At 44.6% G+C, this 14,434-nt stretch carries 14 protein-coding genes; 9 read left to right on the forward strand and 5 right to left on the reverse strand.

Annotation, left to right across the window (positions count from 1 at the left end; genetic code table 11):
- The first annotated feature begins 6 nt into the window (after positions 1–6).
- The 4 genes from nqrE to nqrM all read left to right on the forward strand — a co-directional run bounded on the left by nqrE (position 7) and on the right by nqrM (position 3,278).
- Positions 7–603 carry an NADH:ubiquinone reductase (Na(+)-transporting) subunit E gene (gene nqrE / locus R7041_RS04305; RefSeq protein ID WP_005380270.1) on the forward strand — a complete coding sequence of 199 codons (597 nt, stop codon included), beginning with the start codon at positions 7–9 and terminating at the stop codon, positions 601–603.
- Positions 604–636: 33 nt separating this feature from the next.
- Positions 637–1,860 carry an NADH:ubiquinone reductase (Na(+)-transporting) subunit F gene (gene nqrF / locus R7041_RS04310; protein ID WP_005380271.1) on the forward strand — a complete coding sequence of 408 codons (1,224 nt, stop codon included), beginning with the start codon at positions 637–639 and terminating at the stop codon, positions 1,858–1,860.
- A gap of 157 nt (positions 1,861–2,017) precedes the next feature.
- The gene (locus R7041_RS04315; RefSeq protein ID WP_005380272.1) at positions 2,018–3,022 is read left to right on the forward strand and encodes an FAD:protein FMN transferase; all 1,005 of its coding nucleotides are present in this window, start codon (positions 2,018–2,020) and stop codon (positions 3,020–3,022) included.
- A gap of 22 nt (positions 3,023–3,044) precedes the next feature.
- Entirely contained in the window at positions 3,045–3,278 is a 234-nt protein-coding gene (gene nqrM / locus R7041_RS04320; protein ID WP_005380273.1) for a (Na+)-NQR maturation NqrM, read from the forward strand.
- Positions 3,279–3,436: 158 nt separating this feature from the next.
- Here the strand turns inward: nqrM and R7041_RS04325 are convergent, their stop codons facing one another.
- Entirely contained in the window at positions 3,437–4,654 is a 1,218-nt protein-coding gene (locus tag R7041_RS04325) for a response regulator (protein ID WP_005391758.1), read from the reverse strand.
- A 187-nt stretch (positions 4,655–4,841) separates the two neighbouring features.
- On the opposite strand from R7041_RS04325, the gene R7041_RS04330 reads away from it, so the two are divergent.
- Positions 4,842–5,075, forward strand: a complete 234-nt coding sequence (locus R7041_RS04330) for a DUF2789 domain-containing protein (protein ID WP_005380277.1) — start codon at positions 4,842–4,844, stop codon at positions 5,073–5,075.
- Between the two features lie 76 nt (positions 5,076–5,151).
- Positions 5,152–6,216 (forward strand): DNA polymerase IV, encoded by a 1,065-nt coding sequence (gene dinB, locus R7041_RS04335; RefSeq protein WP_025998728.1) that lies wholly within the window; start codon positions 5,152–5,154, stop codon positions 6,214–6,216.
- On the opposite strand, the gene R7041_RS04340 is transcribed toward dinB, so the two are convergent.
- Entirely contained in the window at positions 6,213–8,138 is a 1,926-nt protein-coding gene (locus R7041_RS04340; RefSeq protein WP_206949380.1) for an ATP-dependent DNA helicase RecQ, read from the reverse strand. The two genes, dinB and R7041_RS04340, sit on opposite strands and share 4 nt — an antisense overlap.
- A gap of 76 nt (positions 8,139–8,214) precedes the next feature.
- On the opposite strand from R7041_RS04340, the gene R7041_RS04345 reads away from it, so the two are divergent.
- Together R7041_RS04345 and R7041_RS04350 are read left to right on the forward strand one after the other, a co-directional pair.
- Positions 8,215–8,694: a GreA/GreB family elongation factor gene (locus R7041_RS04345; RefSeq protein WP_005380280.1), complete on the forward strand. Its 480-nt coding sequence runs from the start codon at positions 8,215–8,217 to the stop codon at positions 8,692–8,694.
- A 61-nt stretch (positions 8,695–8,755) separates the two neighbouring features.
- Positions 8,756–9,499, forward strand: a complete 744-nt coding sequence (locus R7041_RS04350) for a YggN family protein (RefSeq protein WP_206949379.1) — start codon at positions 8,756–8,758, stop codon at positions 9,497–9,499.
- 90 nt (positions 9,500–9,589) lie between these two features.
- On the opposite strand, the gene R7041_RS04355 is transcribed toward R7041_RS04350, so the two are convergent.
- Positions 9,590–12,136, reverse strand: a complete 2,547-nt coding sequence (locus R7041_RS04355; RefSeq protein WP_206949378.1) for an Ig-like domain-containing protein — start codon at positions 12,134–12,136, stop codon at positions 9,590–9,592.
- A gap of 378 nt (positions 12,137–12,514) precedes the next feature.
- Here R7041_RS04355 and R7041_RS04360 point away from each other — a divergent pair, with 378 nt between their 5' ends.
- Positions 12,515–13,879 (forward strand): sodium-dependent transporter, encoded by a 1,365-nt coding sequence (locus R7041_RS04360; protein WP_005391763.1) that lies wholly within the window; start codon positions 12,515–12,517, stop codon positions 13,877–13,879.
- 104 nt (positions 13,880–13,983) lie between these two features.
- On the opposite strand, the gene R7041_RS04365 is transcribed toward R7041_RS04360, so the two are convergent.
- On the reverse strand, positions 13,984–14,175 hold the full coding sequence (locus R7041_RS04365; RefSeq protein WP_005380289.1) for a DUF4250 domain-containing protein: 192 nt from the start codon (positions 14,173–14,175) through the stop codon (positions 13,984–13,986).
- A complete protein-coding gene (locus R7041_RS04370; protein ID WP_064368724.1) occupies positions 14,175–14,381 on the reverse strand; it encodes a YaeP family protein in 207 nt (68 codons plus the stop codon). Before R7041_RS04370 ends, R7041_RS04365 begins: the two co-directional genes overlap by 1 nt.
- Between the last annotated feature and the right edge of the window lie 53 nt (positions 14,382–14,434).

The following is a 14,434-nucleotide window of genomic DNA, read 5'->3' on the forward strand; positions in this document are numbered from 1 at the left end:
GACGTCATGGAACATTACATTAGTCTGTTAGTTAAATCGATTTTCATCGAAAACATGGCTCTGTCTTTCTTCCTAGGTATGTGTACTTTCCTTGCCGTATCTAAGAAGGTTAAGACCTCTTTCGGCCTAGGTGTTGCAGTTGTGGTAGTTCTGACTATCGCTGTTCCTGTGAACAACCTGGTATACAACCTAGTTCTGAGAGAGAACGCGTTAGTTGAGGGCGTGGACCTTAGCTTCCTAAACTTCATCACCTTTATCGGTGTAATTGCAGCACTTGTACAGATTCTAGAGATGGTCCTAGACCGTTTCTTCCCACCTTTGTACAACGCGCTAGGCATCTTCCTACCGCTGATCACAGTAAACTGTGCAATCTTCGGTGGTGTATCTTTCATGGTACAACGTGACTACAACTTTGCTGAATCGATCGTTTACGGTTTCGGCTCTGGTGTGGGCTGGATGCTAGCAATCGTTGCTCTTGCAGGTATCCGTGAGAAGATGAAGTACTCTGACGTACCTCCAGGTCTACGTGGTCTTGGTATCACATTTATCACTGTAGGTCTTATGGCGTTAGGCTTTATGTCTTTCTCTGGTGTTCAACTGTAAGTCGGGTAAACCGCAACAATTAAGGAATAGTCAATGGACATTATTCTTGGTGTAGTGATGTTTACTCTGATCGTACTAGCACTAGTACTAGTGATTCTTTTCGCTAAGTCTAAGCTTGTACCAACAGGTGACATTACAATTTCTGTGAACGATGACCCTTCTCTGGCGATCGTTACACAACCAGGTGGTAAGCTACTGAGTGCTCTAGCAGGTGCTGGCGTATTCGTATCTTCTGCTTGTGGTGGCGGTGGCTCATGTGGTCAGTGTCGCGTAAAAGTTAAATCAGGTGGTGGCGACATCCTACCAACCGAGCTTGACCATATTACTAAAGGTGAAGCGCGTGAAGGTGAGCGTCTAGCGTGTCAGGTTGCAATGAAAACTGACATGGATATCGAGCTTCCTGAAGAAATCTTCGGCGTTAAGAAGTGGGAATGTACTGTTATCTCTAACGATAACAAAGCGACATTCATCAAAGAGCTTAAGCTACAAATTCCAGATGGCGAATCAGTACCTTTCCGTGCTGGTGGTTACATCCAGATTGAAGCTCCTGCTCACCACGTGAAATACGCAGACTACGATATTCCTGAGGAATACCGTGAAGACTGGGAGAAGTTCAACCTTTTCCGTTACGAGTCTAAAGTTAATGAAGAGACCATTCGTGCATACTCTATGGCTAACTACCCAGAAGAGCACGGTATCATCATGCTTAACGTTCGTATCGCAACTCCGCCGCCGAACAACCCAGACGTACCACCAGGCATCATGTCTTCGTACATCTGGTCTCTAAAAGAAGGCGACAAGTGTACTATTTCTGGTCCATTTGGTGAGTTCTTTGCGAAAGATACAGATGCAGAAATGGTATTCGTTGGTGGTGGTGCTGGTATGGCTCCAATGCGCTCACACATCTTCGACCAACTTAAGCGTCTGCACTCTAAGCGTAAGATGTCTTTCTGGTACGGCGCACGTTCTAAGCGTGAAATGTTCTACGTAGAAGACTTCGATATGCTACAAGCTGAGAATGACAACTTCGTATGGCACTGTGCACTGTCTGATCCACTTCCAGAAGATAACTGGGATGGTTACACTGGCTTTATTCACAACGTTCTTTACGAGAACTACCTACGTGATCACGAAGCGCCAGAAGACTGTGAATACTACATGTGTGGTCCACCTATGATGAACGCTGCTGTAATCGGCATGCTAAAAGATCTAGGTGTAGAGGATGAAAACATCCTACTAGATGACTTCGGTGGTTAATTCCTCCAAGTGATTGAATCTATGGCTAGCTCTCCAAGAGAGCTAGCCATTATTTTTTATAGACATAAAACTGATACTCAACAGTTGATATAGGTAATCGGATTGAAAGGATTGATCCTATTTCCCATATCAATTCAACAACATTGGGAGTTAACAAGTGAAAAAGTGGCTTGTTGCATTTGCTTCTCTATTGATTTTGGCTGGCTGTGAGCAGCCTGCCGATCAAATTCATTTAAGTGGCCCTACCATGGGGACTTCTTACAACATCAAGTATATCGAGCAAGATGGTATTCCAACGCCAAAAGCGATGCAGACAGAAATTGATCGCTTATTGGAAGAGGTTAATGACCAAATGTCGACCTATCGTGACGACTCAGAGTTAAGTCGTTTTAATCAGCATCAAACGAGCGAGCCATTTACAGTTTCGACACAAACTGCAACGGTAGTGAAAGAAGCAATTCGCCTTAACGGTCTTACTTTAGGTGCATTGGATGTGACGGTCGGCCCTCTAGTTAACCTGTGGGGGTTTGGTCCAGAAGCTCGTCCAGATGTAGTTCCAACCGATGAAGAACTCGCTGCTCGCAAAGCAAATACCGGTATTCACCACCTATCTGTTGATGGTAATACACTGTCCAAAGACCTTCCTAACTTGTACGTCGACCTATCGACGATTGCGAAAGGTTGGGGGGTTGACGTGGTTGCTGACTACCTTCAATCTGAAGGGGTACAGAACTTTATGGTCGAAGTTGGCGGTGAAATGCGTCTCAAAGGTGTCAATCGTGAAGGTGTGCCTTGGCGTATCGCAATTGAAAAACCAACCGTTGATGAACGTTCAATTCAAGAAATTATTGAACCAGGCGACATGGCAATTGCAACAAGTGGTGACTATCGTAATTACTTTGAGAGTAATGGTGTGAGATACTCTCATATTATTAATCCACGAACAGGCAAACCAATTCATCATAAAGTGGTGTCTGTAACGGTATTAGATAAATCGTCGATGACTGCTGATGGTCTTGCAACTGGTCTTATGGTGCTAGGTGAAGACAAAGGCATGGCAATTGCGAACGAAAATAATATTCCTGTTTTCATGATTGTGAAAACGGAAGATGGTTTTAAAGAGTTGGCTTCGGAAGCATACAAGCCATTCATGAAGAAATAACAACAGAAGTGAGCATGTTTTTATGAATACATTTCTAATTACCTTTGCTGTGTTTGTCGCGGTAATCACTGCAATGGCTGTCGGATACATTTTCCAAAAGAAAGTCGTGAAAGGTAGCTGTGGTGGCTTAGGGGCAGTTGGCATCGAAAAAGTGTGTAATTGTCCAGAACCCTGCGATGCGCGTAAAAAACGTGAAGCGCGCGAGGCTGCGCGTGCTGAGAAATTGGCGGCGTGGGAAAAAGATAGAATTGCTTAGTATTGGTTAATCGTACTAAGAAAGTGATAAAGCTCAGCGTTCTGCTGAGCTTTATTTTTAGGCAGCTAACCAAAGCTCAGATGTCCGAGAAAGAGCCCAATACCGTGTTTTGTTGTTTCTTTCTCTCATGTTACAGAGCAAGACCACACTGATAGTCATTAGGACGAAGAAATGATTTGGTTACGTCCGTTCTCTTTGGCCATGTAAAGTCGCTCATCCGCCACTTTTATTTGTTGTTCCAGCTCCCCCTCGATGTTGCTTACACCAATACTCGCGGTCACAAGAATGTTTTTGTCCAAATAAGTTATTGGCGTTTTTTCTATGCGCTGTCTCATTTGTTCTAAGCGTGTTAGAAAGCCGTCATAGTCGCCACTGGCTTGAATACAAAACTCCTCGCCACCAAGCCTAGCGACAATATCATTTGGAAAATAGATTTTTAGAATATTCGCTATCATGACTAACACAGCATCGCCACCCTCATGTCCGTGTGTATCATTTACTTGCTTAAAGAAATCGATATCAAGCATCGCGATGTTTCTTTGAGCGTTTTCTACATGGGGTTGCTCAAACAGAAAGCGGCGGTTCCATAAGCCCGTTAGCGCATCTTGATTTGCCATTTTAAACAGTTCAGATGTTGCGTCTTTGATATCTAACAGTTGGTGAATACGGCAAAAAAATTCTTCTTGATTAAATGGCTTGTATAAAAAGTCATTGGCCCCTGCTTTTAGAAACCTAGCCGTCATTGTCTTAGAGTTACTACCCGACAAGCCGAGAATGGCTAATTGATTTTTATCCCACTTCCGACGTAATTCACGCACCATCGTAATGCCATCTTTAACGGGCATGTCATGGTCGGTTAAAATGAGAGTGATATCTGGATTTTGCTCGACAAGCTCTAGGGCTTTTTGCCCATTGTCAGCTTCCAACGTTTGAATATATTGATGCTCCAAAAGTTGGGCAATGTGTCTTCTTACGGTGTGTGAATCATCAACGACTAAACATTTGTGTTGTTGATTGTTGGTTAGTCGCTTGAGGAGTGGTAATAGATAGGAAACGGACGCCATGCTGTCTTTCAAAATATAGTCGAGGACACCTTTTGCGAGCATCTTTTCGCGAGTGTCTTCTTGAAATCGAGCCGTTAAAACAATGACACGATGACCATGTTCCAAAACGAGGTCAATAATCTCGCCATCTTGAGCATCCGGTAAACAATAGTCTAAAACCGCACAGAAGAGGTCCTGTGCTGAAGATAACAAGTTCTTTGCCTCCGCGTAGCTTTCTGCTGCGATGACCTCATAACCAGCTTGGCTTATTGTTTGGCAAAGAAAGTTTTTAAACGCACGACTATCTTCAACAACCAGAATCTTATTACTCAAGCGCAGTCCCCAAAATTAATTGTTTAAAATCAATGATAACTAAAATTAAACTTATCGCCATCAAAAAACACATGTCAACCAAAAGTAGAACAACTACCCAAATGTTTGACACGCATCCGTTAACATCACATCATTATTCCTGTCTTAGTTATATAATTATGTTTAGCTAACGTAGGGAGAAAGTAGTATGGAAATGCATCAACATGGTATGGCTGAGCTATTTCAACAACTGGGCCTCGGTAGCTCTCCTCAAGAAATGAAAGATTTTATTAATCAACATCGACACAAAAGAGATTCTGCGCCTTTACATGAAGCTAGCTTTTGGACGATGTCACAGGCGAACTTTCTAAAACAAGCCATCGAAGAAGATGCAGATTGGGCCGAATTGGTCGATCAATTGGACGTAATGCTTCGAGATTGACGTTCGCTTAAACACGCCCATTTCTCTTCAGGTAGATTTGATTTATACTGTTTTTTTGAACAGTGCTTTGATGGCTATGTCAGATCGAATTAGAAAAATTATTCATGTCGATATGGATTGTTTTTATGCTGCCGTAGAGATGAGAGATAACCCCAGTTACCGTGGCATTGCACTCGCTGTTGGCGGACATGAAAAGCAGCGTGGAGTGATTAGCACCTGTAATTATGATGCGCGTAAATATGGTGTTCGCAGTGCAATGTCAACGGCGCGCGCGCTGCAACTCTGTCCTCATTTGTTGGTTGTGCCCGGTAGAATGCATGTATATAAGCAAGTCTCTCAGCAGATTCGTGCTATTTTTGAGCGTTATACGCCTATCATTGAACCTCTCTCATTGGATGAAGCATACCTCGATGTCACGGACTCGACAGCTTGCCGTGGCTCCGCAACGTTGATCGCAGAGTCAATTCGCCGTGATATCTGGAGTGAACTTGGGTTGACGGCATCGGCGGGCATTGCTCCGATTAAGTTTCTTGCCAAGGTCGCGTCAGACATGAACAAGCCCAACGGTCAGTTTGTGATTCCGCCAGAGAAAGTCCAAGAGGTTATCGATAGTCTTCCGTTAGAGAATATTCCTGGCGTGGGGAAGGTGAGTCTTGAGAAGCTCCACCAAGCCGGTTTTTATCGATGTGAGGACATTAAAAACAGTGACTATCGAGAGTTGTTGAGGCAGTTTGGTCGTCAGGGTGCCTCCTTATGGCAGCGAAGCCATGGAATTGATAATCGAGAAGTCGTTGTTGAACGCGAGAGAAAGTCCGTCGGTGTGGAAAGGACATTCAGCCAGAACATCGCAACCTATGGTGAATGTTGGCAAGTGATTGAGGAGAAACTTTATCCTGAACTCGAGAAACGTTTAGAGCGTGCAAGCCCAGATAAGTCGATTATTAAACAAGGTATTAAAGTCAAATTTGCCGATTTTCAACTGACAACAATTGAGCACATCCATCCGCAATTAGAGCTTGAGGACTTCAAGATCTTGCTAAGAGATATTCTTAAACGCCAAAATGGACGGGAAATTCGCCTTTTAGGCTTGAACGTGATGCTCAAGCCCGAAGACCAAGCGCGTCAATTGAGCTTTTTTTAGGCCCTTACCGTTTCTACCTGCGTTAATACCTGCTCAAAACTTACGTTTGCCATTGCACCATAACCTGCTAGCTTTGAGGCTTTTAGCTGGCTAATCAAAGGAGTGCTGATTCCGCACAAGAAGCGAGCAACGGCATCATTACTGATGGCCGATGGGGAAAGCTGAATAAACTCCTGCGCCCATATCGATACTTGAGATTGTTCAATATCTTCAGGTTCTGGTGCTGTGAATGTGGCGACGTGACCACGACACACGGAGCAGTGACCACATTGCTTTGGTGCATCGTGATCCGCAAAGTAGTTCGCCAATTGTGAGCTCAAACAGTGCTCGGACTGGAACAAGTGCAGCATGGTGTGGATTCTTTCGATATCTTTGCTTTCTTTGGATTGGAACAGTTCAGACAGTTGTTGGATTAAAACATCCGAGCTCTGTTTGGTTGGCATAACTGAGTACACGTCCGTCAGTTGTTTGCTCTCTAGTTCTATCCAGCCGTTCTGGTGAAAATAGTCGAGCGCTGCGACAACTCGGTTGCGTTCCGATTGATAGTTCATCCATAGCGCTTCTAGATCAACTTGGCACCACACTTTGGCTTTTTGTGAGCAAGAGAAAATAGCCTCCACAAATTGACGTCGCTCGCCTTGAAATTGATTCACAATAAATTGCTGATCGTGCAAAAACTTAAACCGATATTCCGCAAAGTAACTGTACTTTGCTTCAATGACGTTATGTAGCTCCAAATAAACCAACAAGGTTTTGAGTGGCAATTGGCGGATATTACTTTCACGCGACAAACGCAGTGGCACTACCTCCCATTGTGGAGCATGTTCTTTCGCTTGCTCGACTACATAGTTAATTGACGTAAATTCTGGTGTGTCACCATAGACAAAGTTCTCCAACACCGTTAAGCCGGACGTATTGCCTAGCAGAATGCACTCAGAGCGTTGCCCGTCCCTGCCTGCACGTCCAATCTCTTGTGCGTAGTTCTCGATTGATTTGGGTAAGTCGAAGTGAATGACGCGGCGAATATCAGATTTATCGACCCCCATACCAAATGCAATCGTTGCAACAATACAGTCAATTTGGCCATCCATGAACTGCTGTTGGATTTGTTCACGAACGTCGCTTTTCATGCCAGCGTGGTATGCGTGAGCGTTAATGCCAATATGGATTAATGGCTTTGCTACTCGTTCTGCTGTTTGCTGCTGCGTCACGTATACGATGGTCGGAAGCTTAGGTGAAGAGGCGATGATCTCACTGAGCTGTTCTTGTTTCTTTGTTTCCTCACACGGGATGACCGAGATATCCAGATTAGAGCGGTAGAAGCCTGTAACGGTAATATGTTCACTGGAAATATCGAACTTTTTTTGCATGTCTTCAATAACTGCAGGCGTTGCCGTTGCGGTGAGAAGTAAAGACTGTGGGATGTTCAGTTCACGTTGATATTGCGGTAGTTTGAGATAATCTGGACGAAAGTTATGCCCCCATTCGGAAATACAGTGCGCTTCATCAATGACCATCAAAGAAATCGGTACTTGGCGAATGAATTCACGAAAACGCTCATTTTTTAGTCGCTCAACAGAAATCATCAAGATTTTGATTTGTCCATTCTTCACGCCAGCCATGACCTGTTGTGCTTCTTCTCTACTTTGACTGCTATCGATAGAAGCGGCCGCGATTCCTTTACTTTGTAAAAAGCTCAGTTGATCCTTCATTAACGCCAACAACGGAGAGATCACCAACGTAAGGTTGGGTAATATGGTTGCAGGTAGTTGATAACAGAGTGACTTCCCCGAGCCTGTAGGAAAGATTGCCGCAGCAGAGTAACCATTCATAACGGCTTCAATAACGGGTTGCTGACCTTGGCGTAATGAGTCAAAACCAAATACAGATTGAAGTGTTTGATGCAGCGAGTCACTTTGCATAATAGGGAAACCTTTCTTTGATGGTAAACTTGGCTACATTAACACACCCCGAATACTAAACGCGCGTCCTAAAAGTATGAACAAAGCTGACTTAGTCCAAATTATCATCCAACATCTGGAAGAAAAACTTCAAGTTGCCCATTCATCGGCTCAGCGAGCTATCGATGCCGCCACAGATGAAGAAACTGTTCCCGAGCACAAGTACGATACATTGGCACTTGAAGCCGCGTATCTTGCTCATGGACAAGCCATGCGAATTCAAGATAGTGAAGAGGAGTTGCGTCAATATCGTTCTTTAGTGACTCGTAACTTTAAGAATGCGCCTGTTGGTGTTGGTGCTTACGTTGTTCTCGCAGATGAGAATTTGATCGAAAAGCACTTCTTTGTAGGCCCTTGCTCTGGTGGTTTGACTGTTCAATATCAGACTCTGGAAGTCTTTGTCTTAACAGCCAAATCTCCTCTGGGTCGAGCGTTGTTCGGGAAAGAAGAGGGTGATGAGGTTGACGTGAAAATAGGAGATAAAACAACTTGTTACGAAGTCGTGACGATTTGCTGACATCTCATGTATCACTCAGTGTTATGTTTAACACGAGTAATGTTAAATAAAAGAGAATGACATGAAAAAGCTTTTTACACTCTCATTGCTGATGGTCAGTGCTACTGGTTATGCAGCGCAGTGTCGTGTGGACATCAATAATGAAGTCCGTATGGATGGGCAAAGCTTGGAAATTCGCCAAACGACAGGTGATAAAGTTGTCGTGGATGAGGATAACAACCTCTTCATCAAAGGTGAGCTAATTGAACTCAATGCCGACCAAAAAGCGGCAATTGAAGACTATCGCGAAAAAATGAACGCGTATATTCCACAAGCAAAGCAATTGGCGAGTGATGGTTTAGCGCTTGCGAATGATATTATTGATGATGTTGCGGAAAGCCTCGATGCACCTGGTGCGTTTGATAATGTAAAAGTCGCAGTAAAGGACTTTTTCGCTGATGTTGAATCACGTTACTACAAAGATGGTGATTTCATCCTGCCTGCGGAGAGTTTTGAGTCTATGACACAAGGGTGGACTGAAGACTTTGCAAAAGCACAAGAGATCTTCAATAAAGAGTTTTTAGCCAGTTCGTTGGATGCTTTATCGAAAAAAATGAAGGAAGAGGGAGGGATAAACCTCACTGCATTATCAGAGAGTATGGCTGAACTCAGCGCGAAAGTAGAAGAGCGTTTAGCCGAGCATTCGAAAGAGGTAGAACAACAAGCAGAAGACTTGTGCGATTCGCTGGATGACATGGCAGGGCAAGAAAACGATCTGTTGAAGAAAATCCCTGAGCTAAAAGATTACCGAGTATTTACGATTTAATTACTCATTAAAAAGTAAAAACTCGATGAGATAAAGAAAGAGAGCACTATTGTGCTCTCTTTGCGTTTTACTCGCTTATTCTTTGATAGCTTATTGCGCATTCATCTCGGTGAGTTTATCGCCGACAGGTTTTGAGAAGTTAAAGCCATCATGCTGATCCCAGTTGATAGACCATGTCATTACTCCTGCATAATTCGGGTAATGGTACGCTGGTTTAACGGTGCCACATGAAGTGCCTTTGGTTAAACAATCTAGTGCGTTGATAATATTCTGTGTTGGAGCCTGCCCTGAATTTGCCGAGCTAGGACCTGAAGGTAAACCGATTGCGACTTGATCATCGCGCAATGGTGCAAATTGAGTGCCGTCGGCCAACTCAAAACCTTCGATAAGCATTTTAGATTGCGCTACCATCATATCCACAGAGCCTTCTGGTGCACTGCCTGGCAGGTATGGGTTTGGCAAACCGCCGTTGTTATATAACTGGACGTGAAGCAAGTCGAGCGTGCTGCGTGTCTCGTTTATCACAGGAATGTAAGCTCCCCAAATACCGCTGTAAGCCACATAGCCGCCTTGAACATAAGGGTGCTCAGGCGCCATGGTTAGGTACATATCGCCACCCATGTTTTGCTCTATTTGAAGCAAAGCACGACCAAGGCGAGCTTGAATTTGCGAGCCATGAACTAAGTTAGAACCACTCTCTAAATCCACATCTAGACCATCAAAGCCCCACTCAGCGATAAGACCTGTTAGGCTAGAGACAAAGTTGGCTTCATCTTGGTCGGTATTCAGCGTAATCGTGCCTTCTGCGCCGCCAAGAGAGAGAACAAACTTCTTACCTTTAGCTTGAAGCGCTGCCATGTCCTGTTTGAATTGTGTTGGATCGAGTGCTGGACAATCGCTGTAAATATCGCCTGAATATAGATTAAAGTGCACGGTGCCATCACTGTTGCGATCATTTTCAGCAAAGGCAATATCAATCACATCCCAAGCATCAGCCATATCCGCTAGACGAATTGGACAGCCCGCTCCATTTACAAAATTGTGCCAGTAACCGATGAGTTTATGGCGTTTATCTACTTGCTCAACCACCGTTATTGCTGCGGCGTCAGACAATGCATTGCTTCCTGACAAATCCACAGCTTGGGCGCTAACTGTAAAGTTACCAAGTGCAGTTGGTGTCCAGTTGGCTGTGTAAGGTGCCGTGGTATCGGTTGCAACAATAGAGCCGTTGATCATGAAATCAACGTGTTTAATGCCTGAAGTTAAAGACGTTGCATCGGCGCTTAATGCGAGGCTTTTGCCTAATCCGGCGGTCTGACCGCTGCTTGGTGAAGTCAGAGAGACGACCAAATCTTTATCGCTGACTTCCACACCAACCAGGGACTCTGACGTGTTGTTATCATTATCGGTTGCGACGGCTTTAAGCTGGTTAGCGCCAATAAGTGTGGCGTTCCAAGTAACGGAATATGGCGCTTGAGTGGTGACCCCTAAGCTGGTGTTGTTCGCAAAAAACTCAACTTGCGTGACTGTGCCATCAGCATCGCTTGCGTTTGCCGTGATTTCGTTATTGCTGCCAGCGAGCACGACTTGTCCATCCGTTGGTGCCGTAATGGTAACTTGCGGTGGTGTCGAACAAGCACCTAGGCCACTCCAAGCATCTTGCCAGTATAGCCCTTCACCAGGCTCGTAAGCCCATGTCGCATCCGAGGAGCACCAACCAGCAACATCACAACGATATTTTTGGTTGAAGTGAGAAACCAGGTCGCCAGCTTGATAACTTGTGCCTGCCACATAAGGTACTGCATCTGCACATCCGCCCGTTCCGGTTTCTGAATTACTAATAACCAGCGCTACTTCTTGGCTCATCGTTGCGAGGTTTGTATCATCAGTCGCTTGTGCTTTGAACGAGTATGTACCTGGACTAGCGGTCCATTGATATTCGTAAGGTGCGCTAGTATCAATGGCGACAGATTGATTGTTTACGAAGAACTCAACTTGTGTGACCACACCATCAATATCGTCAGCTTGAGCGGCTACGGTTAGGTTATCGCCTACATTAAGCACTTCTGTGCCTACTGGGCTTGTCAATGAAATGCTTGGTGGCGGTAATTCGACTTGTGGTTGAACTTGGATAGAAATCGTCGTGGTGCTAACAGCTCCCTCATTATCTGTCGCAATTGCGGTCAATTGCGAGATCCCTTCAATAGCTGTCCAAGAAGCTTCGAATGGTGCTTGAGTTACCACAGCAACGGTTTGGTTGCCTGCAACAAACTCAATTTGTGTGATTTGGCCATCTTCGTCAGCTGCGTTGGCTAACAAAGTGATCGCACTGCCTTCGGGAATTTGTGCGTTGTTTATTGGAGAGGAGAACGACACCGTTGGTGATAAATTGTTGCTTCCACCATCACATTGCCCTAACGCTTTCCATGCTTCCCAAGATCCTGAGTTGGTAACGGGATCATTGCCTTGCGTCCAATATGCAGCCTCATAAGCGGCTCCTTGCGTTTTTACTAAAGCGCCCGATGTATAAGTCGCAGTGCTGTCCCAGTCGGGTAGACTTTGACAGTTATAGGCTTGAGCTTGGTAGCTGGCGCTGAGTGCTACAACCATCGCTCCGTGAAGTAGGGTGACCTTCATTTTCCTCTCCTTGAATCATGGGTATAAATGAGAACAGAGTAATAACTAGCTGATAAATAGACATTAGGGGGAAAAAGCGAAGCACAAGATTCTGCTTTTCGACACAGTATCACGAGGAACAGTTCGTCCCTTACACCAGAGCTCATTATTTTTCGGCTCACTTCACGGCAGAAGGATTGGTAAAATTCAGCCACGTAAAACGAACAACAGTCGCGAGGCTTTTGAGCGATGAATATGAGATGTACGTTAAAATTTACAAGCTGAATGACTACAAATTGTTTCAACTGTCGAGGATTTAACCGAGGTGCTCTTGTTGAATAGTGAATATTGCTATAGTGTACTAGTTAGCTAGTTCAATGATATTTTTGTGTGAGTAGTATGACACAGCAAACCTCTTCTCAGCCTCGCGAGCATTTTGGCTCTCGTCTCGGGTTCATCTTAGCTGCCGCAGGTGCCGCAGTTGGCCTTGGCAATATTTGGGGCTTCCCAACTCAAGCAGCCAGTAATGGTGGCGGTGCTTTCCTGTTAGTTTATTTGGTGATGATTCTTATCGTCGCATTTCCGATGCTGGTGGTTGAAATGGCGATTGGTCGCCATGGTCAAGCCAACCCTGTAGACAGTATGCGTGCAATCACAGATAACCCTGCCGGTAAAAAGCTCGGCGGCATTGTGGGTTGGATTGGTTTAAGCGTACCAAGCGCTGTCTTAGCGTTTTATTCAATTGTTGGTGGTTGGTTGATCTGCTTTTTACTGGGTGCAATCACAGATCTAATGGGGTTAGAAGCTGCAACTCAATGGCTAAAGGGCTTTAGTGTTGAACGTAACTTGTTCGGAACCATTACTTTTTATGTACTGACGATTCTCATCGTACAAGGTGGCGTAAAACAAGGTATTGAGAAGTGGTCCACACGTTTGATGCCAGCATTGTTTGTTCTGTTTGCTCTGCTATTTGCTTACATCATGACGCAAAACGGTGCGATGGAAGGTCTGAAACATTACCTAGTGCCGGATTTTGAAAAGGTATGGGACCGCAAGTTGATTCTTGCTGCAATGGGACAGGGCTTCTTCTCGCTTACGATCGGTGGCTGCTCAATGTTGATTTACGGATCTTACTTGAGTAAGAAAGAAAACCTACCAAAGATGGCGATGAACGTGACCATGGTAGATACTGCCGTTGCTTTCATTGCAGGATTAGTGGTGATGCCAGCGATGTTTGTGGCAATGCAAAAGGGCGTTCAAATCTATGCAGAAGATGGCTCTCTATTAAGCTCAGATACGTTAGTGTTTACGGTATTGCCACTAATGTTTGATAGTTTAGGTTTGCTTGGTCAATTATTCTCTATTGTGTTCTTCTTATTGCTGACGATTGCGGCGCTAACGTCCTCCATTTCAATGTTAGAGTGTCCAGTGGCTTTAGTGAGTGAGCGTTTCAACACCAAGCGTAGCGCAACGAGCTGGGTTTTAGGTGGTCTCATTGCTTTGTTCAGTGTGGTGATTGTTTATAATTTTGGTGCTCTATTTGGTATGGTCGCGACGGTTGCTACTCAGTATCTACAACCAACCGCTGCGCTCTTATTCTGCTTATTTGGTGGTTGGGTATGGAATCGCAACTCAAAAATCAAAGAGCTTGAGCAAGGTTGCCCGGAGTTTACGCAAGGTTGGTTTGGTAAGTTATGGCCTGCGTATGTGAAGTTTGTATGTCCAATTCTTGTGGCGACAGTCATCTGGGCTTCATTTGGCTAACCGAGACGCCTATCGAATAAAAGAAAAGGGCTTGATGGTAACTCATCAAGCCCTTTTTCATATTGGTTATTCTCGTTTCGGTTATCCGCCAAGAATGGTGTTGATTAACGGAATTGTCCTGCTTCTGGAAGAAAGTCAAAACCAGCAGAAGCCAGTTTTGTCTCCAGTGCTGTGCGTTCGATATCGAAGAAAGCCACCAGTTTATCTAAGTCACCACCGAAGTCGTCGCGTAGCTTCATATTCACAATGCTCATCAGCATGACAGGATCCATGGATTCAAAGTTCGCTAGATTCATTACTTATCCTCAAAATCTGAAATCAGTAGGTTTGCCGCAGCAAATGCCGCTTTTTCACGCACTTCTTTAGGCAGGGACTCATCCGCTGCAACATCGTTCAGTACTTTAACTGCACATGAAATTGCTTGGGGAATATAAGCTTGATCGCCACTACCAATCTGAGCATAAAGCTCACGAACCAGTTCACAACAGCCGTATACTTGCATGTTTTCTTTCCACTAAATGATAACTTATCTCAATATACACACAGCGGATTTGA

Source organism: Vibrio sp. 1751, from assembly GCF_033339895.1.
Classification (GTDB): Bacteria; Pseudomonadota; Gammaproteobacteria; order Enterobacterales; family Vibrionaceae; genus Vibrio; species Vibrio alginolyticus.

Excerpts from the sequence above, each read along its gene's own strand:
- R7041_RS04370 (WP_064368724.1), bottom strand. The coding sequence starts at position 14,381 with ATGCAAGTATACGGCTGTTGTGAACTGGTTCGTGAGCTTTATGCTCAG.
- nqrE (WP_005380270.1), top strand. The coding sequence starts at position 7 with ATGGAACATTACATTAGTCTGTTAGTTAAATCGATTTTCATCGAAAAC.
- dinB (WP_025998728.1), top strand. The coding sequence starts at position 5,152 with ATGTCAGATCGAATTAGAAAAATTATTCATGTCGATATGGATTGTTTT.
- R7041_RS04355 (WP_206949378.1), bottom strand. The coding sequence starts at position 12,136 with ATGAAGGTCACCCTACTTCACGGAGCGATGGTTGTAGCACTCAGCGCC.
- R7041_RS04350 (WP_206949379.1), top strand. The coding sequence starts at position 8,756 with ATGAAAAAGCTTTTTACACTCTCATTGCTGATGGTCAGTGCTACTGGT.
- R7041_RS04365 (WP_005380289.1), bottom strand. The coding sequence starts at position 14,175 with ATGAATCTAGCGAACTTTGAATCCATGGATCCTGTCATGCTGATGAGC.
- R7041_RS04345 (WP_005380280.1), top strand. The coding sequence starts at position 8,215 with ATGAACAAAGCTGACTTAGTCCAAATTATCATCCAACATCTGGAAGAA.
- nqrM (WP_005380273.1), top strand. The coding sequence starts at position 3,045 with ATGAATACATTTCTAATTACCTTTGCTGTGTTTGTCGCGGTAATCACT.
- nqrF (WP_005380271.1), top strand. The coding sequence starts at position 637 with ATGGACATTATTCTTGGTGTAGTGATGTTTACTCTGATCGTACTAGCA.
- R7041_RS04330 (WP_005380277.1), top strand. The coding sequence starts at position 4,842 with ATGGAAATGCATCAACATGGTATGGCTGAGCTATTTCAACAACTGGGC.
- R7041_RS04340 (WP_206949380.1), bottom strand. The coding sequence starts at position 8,138 with ATGCAAAGTGACTCGCTGCATCAAACACTTCAATCTGTATTTGGTTTT.
- R7041_RS04360 (WP_005391763.1), top strand. The coding sequence starts at position 12,515 with ATGACACAGCAAACCTCTTCTCAGCCTCGCGAGCATTTTGGCTCTCGT.